This is a genomic window from Hyphomicrobium sp. (assembly GCF_051860585.1).
In the GTDB taxonomy this organism is placed as follows: domain Bacteria; phylum Pseudomonadota; class Alphaproteobacteria; order Rhizobiales; family Hyphomicrobiaceae; genus Hyphomicrobium_C.
The window spans coordinates 169,589-186,012 of the sequence record NZ_JBHYDS010000005.1 but is presented as its reverse complement, the minus strand read 5'-3'; the positions used below and the strand labels follow the sequence as shown (position 1 = coordinate 186,012).

Here is a 16,424-nt window from a genome sequence, read left to right as displayed (position 1 = left end):
GACCGAGGCCATGGCCAACGCAAACACCCAGTTCGAAAGGCGCCGCGCACGCGTTCGCCGGACGTTGAAGGCCCGCGCCGCGGGACGTCCGCGTCTTTCTATTCATCGCTCGTCGAAGCACATTTACGCTCAGATCATCGACGACGCCGACGGCAAGACGATTGCCTCGGCATCGAGCCTCGAGAAGGATCTGAAGTCGTCCTTGAAGACCGGCGCCGACAAGGCCGCCGCCGCCGCCATCGGCAAGCTCGTTGCAGAACGTGCTGTCAAGGCAGGCGTCAAGGATGTCGTGTTCGATCGCGGCGGTTACATCTACCACGGGCGCGTGAAAGCGCTTGCCGATGCGGCCCGCGAGGGCGGCCTGAGCTTCTGATAAGAGGAATTTGACCAGTGGCACGTCCATCATCGAGAGACCGCGGTCGGGAGCGCGAGCGCGAGGAGAGCGAGTTTTCGGACAAGCTCGTCCACATCAACCGCGTCGCCAAGGTCGTGAAGGGCGGTAAGCGCTTCGGCTTCGCTGCGCTCGTCGTGGTCGGCGACCTCAAGGGCCGCGTTGGCTTCGGCCACGGCAAGGCCCGCGAGGTTCCGGAAGCGATCCGCAAGGCAACTGAAGCTGCTCGCCGCAATCTTGTGCGCGTTCCGCTCCGCGACGCCCGCACCCTGCATCACGACAGCGAAGGCCGTCACGGATCGGGCAAGGTCGTGCTGCGCTCGGCTCCGGCCGGTACGGGCATCATCGCCGGCGGCGCCATGCGCGCCGTGTTCGAGATGCTCGGCGTCCATGACGTCGTGGCCAAGTCTTTGGGCTCGACCAACCCCTACAACGTCGTTCGCGCGACGTTCGATGCGCTGAAGGAGCAGGAAAACCCCCGCTCCGTCGCCGCTCGCCGCAACAAGAAGGTGTCAGAGATCGTCGCCCGCAGGCGCGATGGCTCTTCCGCCACGGAGATCGCCGCAGAAGCCTGATGACGGGCGTGCTTTCGGATGGCCTCCAGGCGCAAGCCGGATCGGAGGCCGTCCGGTTGAAAGCACGGCCGGCAACGGACACGCGGCGGAAAGATTCGAGAAGGGTACGAACCATGGCAGCCAAGAAGACGCTCACGGTCGAGCAGTACGCGAGCGCGAACCGCCGGCCCGAGATCCAGACCCAGACCTTGATCGGCCTCGGTCTCAACAAGCTGAATCGCCGCCGCGTTCTTGAGGACACGCCGTCGGTTCGCGGCATGATCAACAAGATTCCCCATCTCGTTCGAGTGATCGACGATAAGGGCAAGGCCTGAGACGCGCGCCGTCCGGTCACTGCGGCCGGATATGCGCTGTCTCTGCTGAAAGACGAACAAGGAGCTTGAGGCCCATGCGGCTCAACGACATCAAAGACAATCCCGGCGCCCGCAAGAACCGCGTGCGGATCGGACGCGGCATCGGCTCCGGCGTGGGCAAGACCGGCGGCCGCGGCGGTAAGGGCCAGACGGCACGCACCGGCGTCGCCATCGGCGGCTTCGAAGGCGGCCAGATGCCGCTCCATCGGCGTCTGCCGAAGCGGGGCTTCAAGAGCATCAACCGCAAGAACTGGAACGAGATCAACGTCGGCGCCCTTCAGCAGGCCATCGACGAGGGCAAGCTCAAGGCCGGCCAGTCCGTCGACGTGACGGCTCTGGTCGACGCCGGCATTCTGCGCCGTCCCAAGGACGGCCTGCGTCTGCTCGGTTCGGGCGAGATCAAGGCCAAGCTGGCGCTCACCGTCAATCACGCGACGGCATCCGCCAAGGCCGCCATCGAGAAGGCCGGCGGCTCGATCTCCGTGATCGAGGTGAAGGTGCTCGAGGCAGACGAGATCAAGCGCAAGAAGTCGGCCGCCAAGAAGGCAGGCACCGGCAAGCAGCCGGCTGGCGCGAAGTCGGAGGAGTAGGCATCGCGCACGCGCCCCGGGGTCCGTAACGTCCGAAACCGGGCGATGCGCGGGGCGCAGATCGAACTGCTTGGTGGCGCTCCGTCGCGGTGGGGATAGACGCGACGGCAGGCGGACACCAAGTAGAAGGCTCAACCGGGCCGGGAGAGAACGACATGGTATCCGCTGCCGAGCAGCTCGCCTCAAATCTCAACTTGGGCGCCTTCAGCAAGGCCCAGGACCTGAAGAACCGCATCTGGTTCACCCTGGCCGCACTGGTCGTCTACCGCTTCGGCACCTTCATTCCGATCCCGGGCATCGACGCGACCGCCTTTACCGAAGCGTTCCGCTCGCAGTCGTCGGGCATTCTCGGCATGTTCAACGTCTTCGCCGGCGGCGCCGTCGAGCGTATGGCGATCTTCGCGCTGAACATCATGCCGTACATCTCGGCCTCGATCATCATCCAGCTCATGACCTCGATGAACAAGAAGCTCGAGGCCTTGAAGAAGGAAGGCGAGTCGGGCCGCAAGCAGATCAACCAGTACACGCGCTACCTGACGCTCGTGCTCGCCGCGTTCCAGGCCTACGGCATCGCCATCGGCCTTGAAGGCTCGCGGTCCGCGGCCGGCTCGGTTGTAGCCGATCCTGGCTGGTTCTTCCGTGCAACCACCGTGATTACGCTGGTCGGCGGCACCATGTTCCTGATGTGGCTTGGCGAGCAGATCACGCAGCGCGGCGTCGGCAACGGTATCTCGCTCATCATCTTCGCCGGCATCGTCGCGGGCCTTCCGCATGCGATCGTCGGCTTGTTCGAAATGGCGCGCACCGGCGCCCTCTCGACGTTCCTGCTGCTCGCCCTCATTGTGCTGATGCTGGCCGTCGTCGCTGCCATCGTCTTTATCGAGCGCGCCCAGCGGCGGCTCTTGATCCAATATCCGAAACGACAAGTCGGCAACCGGATGTTCCAGGGCGATGCATCGCATCTGCCGCTCAAGCTCAACTCGTCGGGCGTCATTCCGCCGATCTTCGCCTCGTCGCTCCTGCTGCTGCCGATCACTGCAGCGCAGTTCTCGGCGTCCCAGGGTGGCGGTCCGGAGTGGCTGCAGACGGTCGTGGCGTCGCTCGGCAACGGCCAGCCGCTGCATATCGCGATCTATGTCGCGCTGATCGTCTTCTTCGCTTTCTTCTACACCGCCGTCGTCTTCAATCCGAAGGACACCGCCGACAACCTGCGCAAGCATGGCGGCTTCCTGCCCGGCATCCGTCCCGGTGAGAAAACTGCCGAGTACATCGATTACGTCTTGACCCGCATCACCGTCGTCGGCGCGATCTACCTGGCCGCCGTTTGCGTCATGCCGGAAATCCTCACGTCATATGCGGGCATCCCGTTCTACTTCGGCGGCACGTCGCTGCTGATCGCCGTCAGCGTCACCATGGACACGGTCGCCCAGATCCAGAGCCATCTGCTGGCCCACCAGTACGAAGGCCTGATCAAGAAGGCCAAGCTGCGCGGCGCGACCACACGGGGCGGACGCAGATGAAGTTGATCCTTCTCGGGCCGCCCGGAGCGGGCAAGGGCACGCAAGCCGAAAGCCTTGCCAAGCGCCGCGGCCTTATTCAGCTCTCCACCGGCGACATGCTGCGCGCAGCTGTGAAGGCCGGCACCGAGATCGGCCGCAAGGCCGAAGCCGTGATGAAAAGCGGAGGCCTGGTTTCGGACGAGATCGTGATCGGCATCATCTCGGATCGCATTGCCGAGCCGGATTGCGCCAACGGGTTCATCCTCGACGGCTTCCCGCGCACTCTGAAGCAGGCGGCCGCGCTCGATGAGCTGCTCGATTCGAAAGGCACCATCCTCGATGCCGTGATCGAGCTGAGAGTGGACGACAGCGCTCTTTTGTCGCGCATCGAAAATCGCGCCCGCGAAACGGTCGCCGCCGGCGGCACGGTCCGGGCTGACGACAACGCGGACGCGCTCAAGACCCGTCTCATGGCCTACTACCGGGAGACATCTCCCCTGGTCGGCTACTATTTTGCCCAGGGCAAGCTGCGCACGATCGACGGCATGGCGCCCATCACTGAGGTCTCGGCAAAGATCGACGAATTGCTGGGAGCGCCGTGATGGGCCGCGAAAAGATGACCGTAGATCAAGGCGCAGGTTGACGAAGTATTATGACCAAGCTACAACACCGCGCTTTCAGGACGATGAAACGGAAGGCCTGCTCCGTGCGGCGATCTTCGCCCGGACCAGACCGATCCGTGTTTTTTCGTTGAATAACAGATAGATAATTGCTGCGCGACGCTGGATTGCGCGGCCGATGAAGAAGACTGCAGGAGATCGACGTGGCTCGTATAGCTGGTGTGAATATCCCGACGCAGAAGCGCGTCCTCATTGCGCTTCAGTACATCCATGGCATCGGCCCCAAGTTTGCAGAACAGATCTGCAGCCGGGTCGGCATTCCCGCCGATCGCCGCGTCAACCAGCTGACGGACGCCGAAGTCCTGCAGATCCGTGAGGCGATCGACCGCGACTACGTCGTCGAAGGCGATCTTCGTCGCGAAGTTGGCATGAATATCAAGCGCTTGATGGATCTGGGCTGCTACCGCGGCCTGCGCCACCGCAAGGGTCTCCCCGTGCGCGGCCAGCGGACCCACACCAACGCGCGCACCCGCAAGGGTCCGGCGAAGCCGATTGCCGGCAAGAAAAAGGCTTAACGGCTGTCCTCGACAGCACTGAGATTAGCCCGTTAAGCGGCGGGCATTGGGAGTTACGACATGGCGAAAGAAGCACAGGGGCGCACGAAAGTCCGCCGCCGCGAGAAGAAGAACATTACCTCCGGCGTGGCGCACGTGAACGCCTCGTTCAACAACACGATGATCACCATCACCGATGCCCAGGGCAACACGCTTGCCTGGTCGTCCTCGGGCACGATGGGCTTCAAGGGCTCGCGCAAGTCGACGCCCTTCGCCGCTCAGATGGCTGCCGAAGACGCTGGCAAGAAGGCGATGGAGCACGGCATGAAGGTGCTCGAAGTGGAAGTCTGCGGCCCCGGCTCCGGCCGCGAATCGGCCCTCCGCGCCCTGCAGTCGGTCGGCTTCCAGATCACTTCGATCCGCGACGTGACGCCGATCCCGCACAACGGCTGCCGCCCCCGTAAGCGCCGCCGCGTTTAAGTGAAGCGAGTTCTGGTTCTCGGACGGGCGGACTAGCGCGCCACGCGCCCGTTCCCTGACCTGAACTCATCCTCTGTTGGAAGCGTGCCGCCCCCCGGCGAGGCAGCACCCAGAACCGCTACGAGGACCCCCCGTGACGAACGTACTTCAGAAGAACTGGCAAGACCTCATCAAGCCGTCGAAGCTCGAGATCATTCCGGGCCGCGACCGCACGCGCAACGCCACCGTGATCGCCGAGCCGCTCGAGCGCGGCTTCGGCATGACGCTGGGCAACGCGCTCCGCCGCGTGCTGCTGTCCTCGCTGCAGGGCGCCGCGATCAAGACCGTGCACATCGACGGCGTGCTCCACGAGTTCTCGTCGATCCCGGGCGTCCGCGAAGACGTCACCAGCATGATCCTGAACATCAAGGAGATCGCGCTGCGCATCCATTCGGATGGCGTCAAGCGCATGGTGCTGAAGAAGGAAGGCCCCGGCCCCGTCAAGGCTGGCGACATCGAGACCGGCTCCGAGGTCGACATTCTCAATCCGGAGCACGTGATCTGCCACCTCGATCAGGGCGCGCAGATCCGCATGGAATTCACCGCCGACATGGGCAAGGGCTACGTCGCCGCCGAGCGCAACCGCCCGGACGACGCGCCGATCGGCCTCATCCCGGTCGACAGCCTCTACACGCCGGTGACCAAGGTCTCCTACAAGGTCGAGAACACCCGCGAGGGCCAGATCCTCGATTACGACAAGCTCACCATGAGCCTCGAGACGGACGGTTCGGTGAAGGCCGAGGACGCGGTGGCGCTCGCCGCCCGCATCCTTCAGGACCAGCTGGCCGTGTTCATCAACTTCGAAGAGCCGAAGAAGGCCGTCGAGGAAAGCCGCCATCCGGAGCTGGCCTTCAACGCCGCGCTCCTCAAGAAGGTGGACGAACTCGAGCTCAGCGTTCGCTCTGCGAACTGCTTGAAGAACGACAACATCGTCTACATCGGCGATCTCATCCAGAAGACCGAAGCCGAGATGCTGCGCACGCCGAACTTCGGCCGCAAGTCGCTCAACGAGATCAAGGAAGTTCTGGCCGGAATGGGTCTCCACCTCGGCATGGAAGTGCCGAACTGGCCGCCGGACAACATCGAAGAGCTGGCCAAGCGCTTCGAGGATCAGTACTAGGATCACACAGGTTTCCCTCTCCCGCTCATGTGGGGGAGGGATTTGCGTTTCTTCGCAATAGGAGAAACGTCGGACGAGACTACGAGGTGAGGCCGAAGAACCTCCCCGTAACAACCTAAGAGAAAGCGAAAGCTATGAGACACGGAAAGTTGGGCCGCCGCTTCGGCCGCCAGAGCGCACATCGCCAGGCCATGTTCTCGAACATGGCGGCTGCCCTCATCAAGCACGAACAGATCGTCACGACGCTGCCGAAGGCGAAAGACCTGAAGCGCATTATCGACAAGTACATCACGCTGGCCAAGCGCGGTGATCTCAACTCCCGCCGCCTCGCTGCCGCGCGCATGCGCGACGAGGACATGGTCAAGAAGCTCTTCGACGTGCTCGGTCCGCGCTACAAGGATCGCGCCGGTGGCTACTCGCGCGTTCTCAAGGCCGGCTTCCGCTATGGCGACAGCGCACCGCGCGCCGTCATCGAGCTGGTCGATCGCGACGAGTCCGTGAAGGGCGCCGAAGATCGCGCCCGCCACGAAGAGCAGAAAGCTGCCGCGGAAAGCGCGTAAGCCAACCTGCATCGCGCGAGCGCACGACATCGCGCATGGAAATTCGAACGGCCCCGCGCGCAAGCTCGGGGCCGTTTTCCATTGTCGCCTCTCATCAAGGAGTTTTGCGCCGCCGAGCGATCACGGCAGATACGCCTTGATCTCGCGGCCGTCGATGTCCCAATTCACCCGGCCGCCACGCCCGAACGCCGCTTCCTCCGCGCGGATCTCGACCGTCACCCGCCCCTGAGGCGACGGGTCCATGCTCGCGCGCCCGATGGTGATCGTGGTGATCTTCGAGGTCGGAAGTCCGAGCCGCTGCGCCGTGGCCTCCTGCAGCTTGCGCATCTGCGCGGCATCGAGCGCCTTGAGATCTGCGACTGAGAAGCGGGGGTTCGCCTCCGTGAACGGCGACACGGTGCCGAACCGCTTGATGCCGTCCTCGTCGAGCAGGAATTCCCCGAGCTGCTTCGGGTTCTGCGGGTCGAGCGCCGAGATGCTCATGTGTTTGTCGTGAATAATGACTTCCGCAATCGCATCTTCGCCGCCGAACGATCCTGAGATCAATTGAAGCGCGGCTGGCCACGCGGCGGGATCGCGCCCGTCGAATGCCTTTTGCCGGCTCTTGGGCAGTGTGTGGCCCAGCGGCTCGCCCTTCGCATCGAAGCGCGCGGCGCCCTGTTCGCGGTTCTCTTCCAGCGTGATTTCCCATTCGAGCTGCGGCGGCCCGGCCCGCTCCTTGGGCTTCGAAAGCTCGATCTCGGCGAGCTTGGCATTCGGCATACCGAGTGTCTCTCTCGCCTTGCGAACCAGTCCTTCGGCGAGGCTCCAGTCGGTTTCGCCGATCGCGAAGGGTGGATCCGCTCCGAAGTGCTCGCTGGTGTCGATGCTTCCCATGGTGCGGTCGAGCCCGTTGAGGCTCCAATGGAATGTCTGCCTCTGCTTGAGACTGATGAAGAGCGGCGACTTCTCCTCGATGTTGGTCTCGAACGAAAGCCCGCGCGGGCTGACGCTCGCTTTGATCAGCACCGGCCCGCCGCCGACGCTGCTACGGAAAGCTTGCGCGGCCTCCGGCAGCATTTCGAGAGACGCGAGCAGGTTGAACGCCTTCGCCCTGTTCGTGCCCGCGAGATCGACGCGCACGATGTTGCCCTTGGCATCCGCCTGAACCAGCGCGCTCTCGCGACCGCTCGTAACGCGAACGTTCCACCACACGTCGCCGCTCGACGGCGTGGGCAGGAGATAGAGCTGGCGGCGGATGTCGATCGACGTGACGTGGGCGGGGTCTTCGAGCGCCGCGCGCGTGATGGCTTCGCGGATCACTTTTTGGGCCGCAGTGAAATCCACGTCCGCAAAGTTGAACAGATTGGCGTCGAGATCCTTGTCGATCAGGTTGAGTTCGACCGGGTCAGGTCCGGACGTTCCGTCCCAATTGAATGAGCCGATCCTGTTGCGCTCCCGGACCCACTGGTTGACGTGCTGGATGCGGCCCGGGTCCTGCGCCTCGATCCGCACCTGCGTCTCGGTAATGGAAATGGAAAGCGCGCGCTCGAGCCCGCCGGCCGCACGCAGCGCCTCGATGGCCTTTGCGATCCCGGCCGCATCCTCGAAGAACGTTACCGGCGGCCCGAACCGCCAGCCCGTCAACACCAGCAGGCAGGTGAACGCCGCGAGCGCGCGGCCCGAAAACGTAAGGCTTGGCGGTGTGAACGTCCGCAAGCGTGCCGGCATCCTCGATCCTCCGACGCTGTGCTGCGATCATTGAGCCTTGAGCGAGAACGGCCGGTGCCGGTAAACGACATCGGCCACCATCCAATCGCCGCCGGCATTCGTCATGTGCAGGTCGATGATACGGTCTTCGCCCATGTTCTTGAACGTCGCCCGGCCGATCGACGTGCGTCCCCCGCCGCCGATGATGTCGAGCTTGAGGTCGCTCGTCTTGCAGTCCTGCCCATCGATAAGAATGTCGAAGTCGAGCGCGCCCGCCTGCTCGATGTCCCGCGTCACGATCTTGACCAGCGCGGGGACGAAGTACTTTTTGGCGATTGCCTCGAGATCGTAGGCCGGGCCGTCGCCGTTGCCGCCGCACATGGCATTCATCTGGCCGAAGATGTCGTCGAGCACGGCTTTGGGGTCGCTGCCGCCCGCCTGTGCTTGGCCGGTGACGAGCAGAACCGACACAAGGAGGAGCGGCAACCGCAGGCGGGAAAAGGAAGGGATCATCGTTTGTCGCTCCGTCTCGAATGGTCTGTTATCGCACCATAGCGTCTGAAAGGATCTGTTGCAGCCGCGGATCCGGCACAGCGAAAAACGCCGCCTCGAGCCGCCGGTCCACCTCGTCCCGCATCAGAAAGGCTCCGATCCTGTCCGCCTCCTCGCGATGGTCCTCGAGAAATGGATTGTCGAAACATGGTCGGCCGTTGAGCGTCAGAACATCGCCCCTGAGCGCCGCCATGTGGATCGCGGTCGCGGGATCCGCCGCGCCGTCCCACGCCGAGAGCGCGCGATCGAGGTTGCCGCCCGCCGTCACGATCATCGTCAGCACGTCCGCGAGATCGAAGCCGAGCCGCCAGCCGATGGGCCACAGCACGAGGTCGAGCCGCGACAGGCTGGCGATCAGGAAGGTATCGAGGAAGCGGTCGATGATGTCTTCCTCGTGTTCCGGCCATTTCGCGCGCCATCCGCCGCGCCCGATGCGGCGCAAGCAGATGTCGAGCCCGATGGTGTCCGGCGGATCATATTCGGCGATCAGCTCGAAGTACCGCGGCAGGAAATAGCGCATCTCACGCGCCACCGGGCCGTCGTCCCAGTCATGGGCGGAGTTGGTGTACTCCGCGAGCAGTTGAGACGGGATCTCGCGCAGCGGCGTATCGATCAGCTCGCGCTCCGTCTCAGGCGTCATGCAGACATTGCAATGGCAGACGGTGAGTGTGTCGCCCGCCAACTGGTAGCCGCCGAACACGCGATAAGCATCCTCGATCAGGATTTCGAGCTCCGGAGTCATAGCCCCGACTCTAGCCGCCCGCTCCGTTGAGCGCGCGTTCCCTGCGTAACAGCGACGGTTTTCGGATCACACGTCGAGCGACTTGCGGACTTCGAAGACTTCCATGATCCGCGCCCCGCGATGCGGGCCATCCACGACGAACGTCCAGCGCCCTTCCGTGAAGGTGTCGCACATTTTGACACCCTTGATCAGGATCCAGTGGCCTTCCTTACCCTTGTGGATCGCGAGAATGTAATGCGCCCAGGCGTTGCGGGGCTTCTGCATCCATGTCCAGACCGTCGGGCGCTTCTTGCGCTCGACGTGCATGAAGGACTCTTTCAGCGCCATATCGAAACCGTAGACCGCGAGCGCGCCCTCCACCTCGTCGGCATAGGTGCCCTTGACGCGATGGCGCAGATCCGGCGGGAGATTTCGATACGCGTTCACTGCCGTCTCGACCTTGCTGATCGGATAGCCGGTGATCGCGGAGAGGACGAACGGCCCGCAAAAGGCAACGCGCCCGGTATCGTTCTGGGCATCGTTGAGCGTCGAGGTCATCGGGGGCGGGTAGCTGTCGAAATCGGACATCGGGGGCCAAATCGGAAAGAGTTAACGAACTCTTGCCCGAAAGGGTTAGCGAAACGTTAACGCCGCAATAACCCGTCTCTTCCGTTACGACGACGGCGTTGGGTTCGCCAAGCGCGCCGGATGACAAAGGCCGGAGCGTCCGAGCGGCGTTATCGTTGCAGAGCGCTAGGCGGCAGCATCGTGACGGCCGGACATCCAAGCGTCTCCGACAGCGCGGCCGTGAGTTCGTCCGTCGTGTCGGCGGTCGCGAAGATTCCGCCGGTCTCGTCCGCAAGACACCGCTCGACAAACGGCACCGGCGTGCCCGTCATGGGCGTCAGCCGATAGCCGATGACGTGAATGGTGAGGGCGGAATGCGCAGCCTTCAGATTGCGCGCCAGCAGGCAGGCATCGCCGCCGCAGGTGTCCTGGCCGTCGGTGAGCGCAACGATCACCGCGGGTTTTTCTCCAATGGTCAACACGTCGGCCGCCCGCCGCACGGAGGACGTCAGCGCCGTACGCCCTTGCGGCCGCAGCCGGTCGACCTCCTTGATGATGCGCTGGCCCGCATTCGGCATGGGCGCGAAGCGTAAGTCCACGTTCTGGCAGGTGTCGAAATTGCGACCCGGTCCATAGACGAGCAGTCCGAGCCGCCGTGACTGCGCAGCGGCCGGCAGCACCTTGCCCAACGCCTGTCGCACACGATCCATGCGGGAGGGCGCCCCGTCGGGGAAATCCGTGGCCGCCATCGATCCCGAGGCGTCGAACACCAGCATCGCGTCGTCCACGCACGACGCTTGCGCGCCCTCCGCCGCCGCCCGGTCGCCCGATGCGCAGAAAAGCAGGATGACCGAGAGTGCTGAAAGCGCCGCGAGGCGTCGTCGCAGCTGCTGTGTCCGCCAGTTTTTTCTGTCCGCCATGCACGCGCAGTAGAGTCCGCGCAGCTCTGCGCAGCAATCGACAATGCGCCGGTGACACGCGGTTGTGATGCGTCGCGAGCAGCGCTTGCCGAGTGTTCCCGCCCAGCATGCGAGAAGTCTCGGCAACCTCAGGCCGTGCCGCGGATCTTTGCGAGGTTTTCTCTGTGCACCTCTTCGTACGGTTCGTAATAGGTGATCCACCCGGTGTTGATCGGGCCCTGGATCAGCGTCCTGAGCGGGCTATCGCGAAGCCCGGCGTCCGACTTGCAGCGCAGGAGCGCGCGAATGTACTGCTGCATCGCGCGATTGAGGCCACGGCTGTAGCCGCCCCGCGCGATGATGTCCGGATCGCCATGGTTCGGAAGGATGCGGGCCGGTGCAAGAGCGTCGAGGCGGGCCAGGTCTGCCAGATGCTGTTCGAGGCCGTCCGGCTCGGTGACATAGGTGACGGTGTCTTCCATGGTGTCGCCGGCCAGCAGAATGCGCTCGGCGGCCCACCACACGACAGCCGCGTCGTCGCTGTGAATATTGGCTTCGATCAGCTCGAGGCGGACGCTGCCGATGTCAAGCGAAAGCGCGCCGGTAAATACACGCGTCGGCAGCACGAGCGGCGTGATCGCGGGCGGGCCTTCCTGCGTGCCCGCTTCGATGGAGCTCCGATGGCGCGCGAGATGGGCCGCGGTGCGCTCCGTCGCGATGATCTCGCAGTCGGCGAACGCGCCGTTGCCCGCGACGTGATCGAGATGCCAGTGGCTCAGGACGACGGTGAACGTCGAAACGCCGGCCTCACGCTGCAGGGTTTCGCGGATCGTCTCAGCGTGCGCGATCGAGACGTGCGTGTCGTAGACGAGGGCGTGCGCGCCGCTCACGATGGCGTAGCTCGCGATGCCGAGGGACAGCGCGCCTTCATCGACCCAGTTGTGCTCCTCGGCAAATCGGTAGCCCGGCACGCGTCCATCGTAGAAGGCGTAGATCGCGGGATGGGGGCGCAGCACGCGCAAGTGTCCGGTCACAGCGGCAAGCCTCCCGTCAGTTCCAGCGCCGGTTCGACCACATCCATTGCTCGGGCGCATCCCGCACCCAAACCTCGAACTGCTTTTGCATCTCGGTCATGATCCAGCGGATGTCCTCGCTGATGTTCTTGGTGCGAGGAACGCGCAGCTCCATCAACTCGATCTCGAAATTCGACGAGGTGCCGACCCGTTTGCACCGCGACATCCAGATCCGGCTGCCGACGCGCCGCGCAATCATGGCGGCAATGGCTTGCGTCTTCGCGTCCTGGCCGAAGAAGGGCACGGCGAGCCCCGTACGGTCGTAAAGATCGCAAACGAGGCCGAGCCGACCGCCGCGCCGGACGAAATCCGTGAGAATGCGCGCCGTCTTCTGGTCGTCGCCGTGTTCGCCGACCTTGCCGCGGCCGAACAGCCCGCCGGGATAGAGGTCGCGCCGCTGCCAGCGCAGATATTGGTCGACGTAAGGGTTGGTGACCGAGCGGTAGACGGCCGCCGGATTTGCGTTGGCCGCCACGAACGGCCAGATCGAGAGTTCCCAGTTGCCCATGTGGAGCGAAACGCCAATCGCCGGGCCCAGCTTGTTCTTATAGCGGCTGAACAGCGGCTCGGAGACGATGCGGATCCGCGACGGATCCTGCACCAGCCGGTCGATCTGCATCGTCTCGGCCATGACGCGGCCGAGGTTTTCCCAGTGTGTCATGCAGATGGCGAGCCGTTCCGCCTCGGGCATGTCGGGAAACGCGATGGCGAGGTTGGCGAGCGCACGTTTGTGACGCTTCGGGTTGATGCGCGGCGCGAGCAGGCGCCAGGCCTTAGCCGAGATCGCGGTCGCCGTTTCGAGCGGCATCGTCCGCACCAGCCCGACGACCGTGCGCAGAAGACCGTATTCGAGCCGGTACTGGAGATCTCGAACGAAGCTGGTGCTGGGAGCGGTCATCGAGCGTCTGACGCTTTCGGCTGAGGGGCGGGCGATAATGACCGGATGCCCCCAGACGCCTCCGGCGTCAAGCAGCAGTGTCGCCTCCGGCGTCAAGCAACAGTGTCGCCTCCGGCGTCAAGCGGCGGTGCGCGCCTTCGGCGTCAAGCAGCGGAGTCCGCCACCAGCGTCAAGCGGCAGTTGTCTGCGTGCCGGGCGTTGCGCGGGCGGTAAGACGCGTCAGTCCACCCGGTGAGAGCAGCGTGGCGATTTCGGGCGACGGCTGCAGGCCCTCGCGAATGGCGCGCCGGCGCAGCGGCCCGACCGTTTTCAGCGCCACGAGCCCGAGCCCGCGCGCCAGGTGCACGGGCACAAGGTCCGAGATCAGGGACCGGTTCAGGACGTCGATGGCGGTCACGCGCGACGTGACGTCGGGGCGGCGCAGCGCCGTGTAGGCGTCCAGCGTCGCCGGCAAACCGGGATCGCGCCCGGCGCTCAGCGCGTCCGCGATGCAGTCGGCCAGCACCGCCCCGTCGCGCAGGCCGAGATTGAGGCCTTGCGCCCCGATCGGCGGAATGACGTGCGCCGCTTCCCCGAGCAGCGCGATGCGGTTGCGCCCGAACGTGTCCGCCGCGAGGCCGGAGAGGGGAAATACAGCGCGCGGACGGATCTCGCCGATACTGCCGAGCAGGCCTTGCAGGCGCCGCTCCAGCGCCTCCCGGAAGGCGTCGTCGTCGAGCCCTGCCAAGCGCTGGGCCTCGGCGGGCGTTTCGACCCACACGAGGCTGGAGGCCGATCCGGGCATCGGCACCACGGTCAAGGGCCCGGCCGGCCGGTGAAACTCGGTCGAAACGTCCCGGTGCGCGCGCGCGTGCGCGAAGGTGGTTGTGACCGCCGCCTGCGCATACGGCCAGGTTTTCGTATCGATGCCGGCCGCAGCCCGGCAGATCGAATTCCGTCCATCGGCGCCGATGACGAGGGAGGCGCCGAACGTCTCGCCTTCGGCGCTCGTGAGCTGGACCGTGTCGGCCCCGATCGCGACCTGCACGATGCCCCGCGTGTCCTGGAAACGAACGCGCCCGGCCAGGCGCGCCGCGAGGCTGGCGACGAGGGCGGCGTTGGGCACGTTCCAGCCGAACGTCTCCCGCCCCACCTCGGCGGCGGTGAAGACCACCTCGGGCGCCCGCAGCAGTCCGCCCGTGTCGTCGACGATTCTAATTGCCGCGATCGGCGCGCTAACCGGTCTCAAGGCGTCCCACGCCTCGAGGTTGCGCAGCAGCTCGATCGATCCGGCAAAAAGAGCAGCGGTCCGATTGTCGGCTGTCTGTCCAGCGGCCGGAAATGGGGGAGCAAACAGGGTGACGCTGGCGCCGGTGGCAGCCACCGCGAGCGCCGCCGTCAACCCGGCGGGCCCGCCGCCCACGACGGCGATGGAATAGGTCTCGGCCATGTGCCCTCTGTTTTCCTTTCGGAAATTGGCACAACAGCGGACGGTGGGCAATGCACGCATCAAAACCGCCGCATTCAAAAAAATGAAGCGGCCGCTTCAAAAAAAAACGCCAATTCGTAATTTCACAAAACTGTCACAAATGCATTTTCACCCGCAAAACCGGAAATCGAGGCTACTGAGGGGTGCCTACGTAGGGGCGAGGCGGTGTTATCACGAACCGCCTTAGCAATTCTGTCATAAAGGTTTTTCGCGTTTACGGATGAAAACACTTCGCGCTTATCTCGCCCCGTCCACGGTGGCGGGCAGGCACTGCGTTTGCGTCTGTTCTGGTCTGCTGAGTGGAGGGGTCAATTTTGTGCCCTGCCGGTGTTGGCAGGGGCGAGAAATTCGGAAGGACTGGGCATGACTGGGGGATTTGGGATGTCAGCAGGACGGTTGTCGCTGCTTGCAGCAGCGAGCATGGCGCTGCTGGGGAGCGTGTCCGCTCAGGCCGCGGATTTGGGTGGCGATTGCTGCGCCGATCTCGAAGAGCGCATTGCAGAACTTGAATCGACCACGGCTCGCAAGGGCAACAGGAAAGTTAAGCTCGAAGTTTCGGGCCACGTGAACGAGGCGGTCCTCTTCTGGGACGACGGCTTTGAGGACAACGCATACGTCGTCACCAACGATGCGGCGCGCACGCGCTTCCGCTTCAAGGGTGACGCAAAGATCAATAGCGACTTCAAGGCAGGCTACCTGCTCGAAGTCGGCGTCCGCAGCGCCAACTCGAAGCGCTCGAACCAGGACGATCCGATCGGCGAGGTCGGTTTCGACGTTCGTCACTCGGTCTGGTACCTCGACAGCAAGACGTTCGGTCGCGTCTGGGTCGGCCTGACGGGCGGCGCAGCCGAAGGCGTCACCGAAATCAACGTTGCCGGCACGGGCGACGTCGCGAAGTACTCGGACGCCGAAGACATGGGTGGCGGATTGGCTCTTCGCTTAGCGAATGGCACCTTCTCCAGCGGCGGCACCGCCGTCACAGGTGGCGATATCACCATCCGCCGCCTGATCCGCGACAGCGGCAACCAGGCTGGTGAAGGTCGTCGTTACAACATGATCCGCTACGATACCCCCGAGATCGCTGGCTTCGTGGCCACCGCGAACTGGGGTGGCGATGATGCCTGGGAAATCGGCCTGCGTTACAAGGGCGAATTCGCTGGCTTCAAGATGGCTGCAGGCGTGGCCTACGGTGAGAACTCCGAAGCTCCCGCGACCGGCGTGGTCGTCGGCTTCGAGTGCGTCGCCAACAGAACGACGGACGCCAACATCGGTGGCACGGGCAAGGACGCAGATTGCAACCAGTTCGGCGCTTCGGGCAGCATCATGCACGAAGCAACCGGTCTCTACGTGAACGCCGCCTATGGCGTGCTCGAAGACGATCTGCTGAAGGCCCGCTTCGGCGCGGCGACCGACGACAAACACGAGTTCTACGCTCTTGAAGCCGGCATCCAGCAGAAGTGGTTCCCGATCGGCAAGACCACCATCTTCGGCCAGTACTATAACGCCGACGGTGGCTCGACCGATCGCAACTACACGACCGTGGGCCGCATTCTGAACTCCGAACTCGACATCTACTCGCTCGGCGTCATGCAGGGCGTCGATGCTGCGGCAATGAACTTCTACGCCATGTACCGTCACGTCGAGGCCGAAGCCACGACCACGAACTCTGGCACCCTTCAGTTCGAAGACGTCGACATGGTCATGACGGGCGCGATCATCAAGTTCTAAACGTCGCGGCGCTCCGGCGCATCGATGAACGACCCGAAGGAGCCGCCG

The 16,424-nt window shown here is 64.3% G+C and carries 19 protein-coding genes; 11 read left to right on the top strand and 8 right to left on the bottom strand.

Going from position 1 to position 16,424, the window contains the following annotated elements; translation table 11 throughout:
- Positions 1-10 precede the first annotated feature (10 nt).
- The 10 genes from rplR (at position 11) to rplQ (ending at position 6,781) form a co-directional block, all read left to right on the top strand.
- Positions 11-373 (top strand): 50S ribosomal protein L18, encoded by a 363-nt coding sequence (gene rplR / locus ACTIFK_RS10065; RefSeq protein WP_439542935.1) that lies wholly within the window; start codon positions 11-13, stop codon positions 371-373.
- Positions 374-390: 17 nt separating this feature from the next.
- Positions 391-966, top strand: a complete 576-nt coding sequence (gene rpsE, locus ACTIFK_RS10060; RefSeq protein WP_439542934.1) for a 30S ribosomal protein S5 — start codon at positions 391-393, stop codon at positions 964-966.
- 113 nt (positions 967-1,079) lie between these two features.
- Positions 1,080-1,280, top strand: coding sequence for a 50S ribosomal protein L30 (rpmD, locus tag ACTIFK_RS10055; protein WP_439542933.1), 201 nt, complete (start codon positions 1,080-1,082; stop codon positions 1,278-1,280).
- Positions 1,281-1,354: 74 nt separating this feature from the next.
- Positions 1,355-1,909, top strand: a complete 555-nt coding sequence (rplO, locus tag ACTIFK_RS10050) for a 50S ribosomal protein L15 (RefSeq protein ID WP_439542932.1) — start codon at positions 1,355-1,357, stop codon at positions 1,907-1,909.
- Positions 1,910-2,064: 155 nt separating this feature from the next.
- Complete coding sequence (gene secY, locus ACTIFK_RS10045; protein ID WP_439542931.1) at positions 2,065-3,429, top strand: preprotein translocase subunit SecY; 1,365 nt, start codon at positions 2,065-2,067, stop codon at positions 3,427-3,429.
- Positions 3,426-4,010, top strand: a complete 585-nt coding sequence (locus tag ACTIFK_RS10040; RefSeq protein ID WP_439542930.1) for an adenylate kinase — start codon at positions 3,426-3,428, stop codon at positions 4,008-4,010. The genes secY and ACTIFK_RS10040 overlap by 4 nt, the downstream gene beginning before the upstream one ends.
- Positions 4,011-4,231: 221 nt before the next feature.
- Positions 4,232-4,603: a 30S ribosomal protein S13 gene (gene rpsM / locus ACTIFK_RS10035; protein ID WP_439542929.1), complete on the top strand. Its 372-nt coding sequence runs from the start codon at positions 4,232-4,234 to the stop codon at positions 4,601-4,603.
- A 60-nt stretch (positions 4,604-4,663) separates the two neighbouring features.
- Positions 4,664-5,062 carry a 30S ribosomal protein S11 gene (rpsK, locus tag ACTIFK_RS10030; protein WP_020087346.1) on the top strand — a complete coding sequence of 133 codons (399 nt, stop codon included), beginning with the start codon at positions 4,664-4,666 and terminating at the stop codon, positions 5,060-5,062.
- A 133-nt stretch (positions 5,063-5,195) separates the two neighbouring features.
- Positions 5,196-6,221, top strand: a complete 1,026-nt coding sequence (locus ACTIFK_RS10025; protein WP_291148793.1) for a DNA-directed RNA polymerase subunit alpha — start codon at positions 5,196-5,198, stop codon at positions 6,219-6,221.
- 134 nt (positions 6,222-6,355) lie between these two features.
- Entirely contained in the window at positions 6,356-6,781 is a 426-nt protein-coding gene (gene rplQ, locus ACTIFK_RS10020; RefSeq protein WP_439542928.1) for a 50S ribosomal protein L17, read from the top strand.
- A 120-nt stretch (positions 6,782-6,901) separates the two neighbouring features.
- Here the strand turns inward: rplQ and ACTIFK_RS10015 are convergent, their stop codons facing one another.
- The 8 genes from ACTIFK_RS10015 to ACTIFK_RS09980 form a co-directional block, all read right to left on the bottom strand.
- Positions 6,902-8,491, bottom strand: a complete 1,590-nt coding sequence (locus tag ACTIFK_RS10015; RefSeq protein WP_439542927.1) for a hypothetical protein — start codon at positions 8,489-8,491, stop codon at positions 6,902-6,904.
- A gap of 27 nt (positions 8,492-8,518) precedes the next feature.
- Entirely contained in the window at positions 8,519-8,983 is a 465-nt protein-coding gene (locus ACTIFK_RS10010; protein ID WP_439542926.1) for a hypothetical protein, read from the bottom strand.
- 28 nt (positions 8,984-9,011) lie between these two features.
- A complete protein-coding gene (locus ACTIFK_RS10005) occupies positions 9,012-9,764 on the bottom strand; it encodes a hypothetical protein (protein ID WP_439542925.1) in 753 nt (250 codons plus the stop codon).
- Positions 9,765-9,830: 66 nt separating this feature from the next.
- Positions 9,831-10,331 (bottom strand): hypothetical protein, encoded by a 501-nt coding sequence (locus ACTIFK_RS10000; RefSeq protein ID WP_439542924.1) that lies wholly within the window; start codon positions 10,329-10,331, stop codon positions 9,831-9,833.
- A 149-nt stretch (positions 10,332-10,480) separates the two neighbouring features.
- The gene (locus tag ACTIFK_RS09995) at positions 10,481-11,230 is read right to left on the bottom strand and encodes a vWA domain-containing protein (protein ID WP_439542923.1); all 750 of its coding nucleotides are present in this window, start codon (positions 11,228-11,230) and stop codon (positions 10,481-10,483) included.
- Between the two features lie 128 nt (positions 11,231-11,358).
- Positions 11,359-12,243, bottom strand: a complete 885-nt coding sequence (locus ACTIFK_RS09990; RefSeq protein ID WP_439542922.1) for an MBL fold metallo-hydrolase — start codon at positions 12,241-12,243, stop codon at positions 11,359-11,361.
- Between the two features lie 16 nt (positions 12,244-12,259).
- Positions 12,260-13,180 carry a lysophospholipid acyltransferase family protein gene (locus ACTIFK_RS09985; RefSeq protein WP_439542921.1) on the bottom strand — a complete coding sequence of 307 codons (921 nt, stop codon included), beginning with the start codon at positions 13,178-13,180 and terminating at the stop codon, positions 12,260-12,262.
- A 169-nt stretch (positions 13,181-13,349) separates the two neighbouring features.
- Positions 13,350-14,609, bottom strand: a complete 1,260-nt coding sequence (locus ACTIFK_RS09980; RefSeq protein WP_439542920.1) for a UbiH/UbiF family hydroxylase — start codon at positions 14,607-14,609, stop codon at positions 13,350-13,352.
- A gap of 420 nt (positions 14,610-15,029) precedes the next feature.
- Here ACTIFK_RS09980 and ACTIFK_RS09975 point away from each other — a divergent pair, with 420 nt between their 5' ends.
- Positions 15,030-16,376 (top strand): porin, encoded by a 1,347-nt coding sequence (locus tag ACTIFK_RS09975; RefSeq protein ID WP_439542919.1) that lies wholly within the window; start codon positions 15,030-15,032, stop codon positions 16,374-16,376.
- Positions 16,377-16,424 lie beyond the last annotated feature (48 nt).

Bases quoted from the DNA above. Each gene is read 5' to 3' on its own strand.
- ACTIFK_RS10015 (WP_439542927.1), bottom strand. From the start codon at position 8,491: ATGCCGGCACGCTTGCGGACGTTCACACCGCCAAGCCTTACGTTTTCG.
- ACTIFK_RS09985 (WP_439542921.1), bottom strand. From the start codon at position 13,180: ATGACCGCTCCCAGCACCAGCTTCGTTCGAGATCTCCAGTACCGGCTC.
- rplO (WP_439542932.1), top strand. From the start codon at position 1,355: ATGCGGCTCAACGACATCAAAGACAATCCCGGCGCCCGCAAGAACCGC.
- rplR (WP_439542935.1), top strand. From the start codon at position 11: ATGGCCAACGCAAACACCCAGTTCGAAAGGCGCCGCGCACGCGTTCGC.
- ACTIFK_RS09980 (WP_439542920.1), bottom strand. From the start codon at position 14,609: ATGGCCGAGACCTATTCCATCGCCGTCGTGGGCGGCGGGCCCGCCGGG.
- ACTIFK_RS10000 (WP_439542924.1), bottom strand. From the start codon at position 10,331: ATGTCCGATTTCGACAGCTACCCGCCCCCGATGACCTCGACGCTCAAC.
- ACTIFK_RS10005 (WP_439542925.1), bottom strand. From the start codon at position 9,764: ATGACTCCGGAGCTCGAAATCCTGATCGAGGATGCTTATCGCGTGTTC.
- ACTIFK_RS09995 (WP_439542923.1), bottom strand. From the start codon at position 11,230: ATGGCGGACAGAAAAAACTGGCGGACACAGCAGCTGCGACGACGCCTC.
- rpmD (WP_439542933.1), top strand. From the start codon at position 1,080: ATGGCAGCCAAGAAGACGCTCACGGTCGAGCAGTACGCGAGCGCGAAC.
- ACTIFK_RS10040 (WP_439542930.1), top strand. From the start codon at position 3,426: ATGAAGTTGATCCTTCTCGGGCCGCCCGGAGCGGGCAAGGGCACGCAA.
- ACTIFK_RS09975 (WP_439542919.1), top strand. From the start codon at position 15,030: ATGTCAGCAGGACGGTTGTCGCTGCTTGCAGCAGCGAGCATGGCGCTG.
- rplQ (WP_439542928.1), top strand. From the start codon at position 6,356: ATGAGACACGGAAAGTTGGGCCGCCGCTTCGGCCGCCAGAGCGCACAT.
- ACTIFK_RS10010 (WP_439542926.1), bottom strand. From the start codon at position 8,983: ATGATCCCTTCCTTTTCCCGCCTGCGGTTGCCGCTCCTCCTTGTGTCG.
- rpsK (WP_020087346.1), top strand. From the start codon at position 4,664: ATGGCGAAAGAAGCACAGGGGCGCACGAAAGTCCGCCGCCGCGAGAAG.
- secY (WP_439542931.1), top strand. From the start codon at position 2,065: ATGGTATCCGCTGCCGAGCAGCTCGCCTCAAATCTCAACTTGGGCGCC.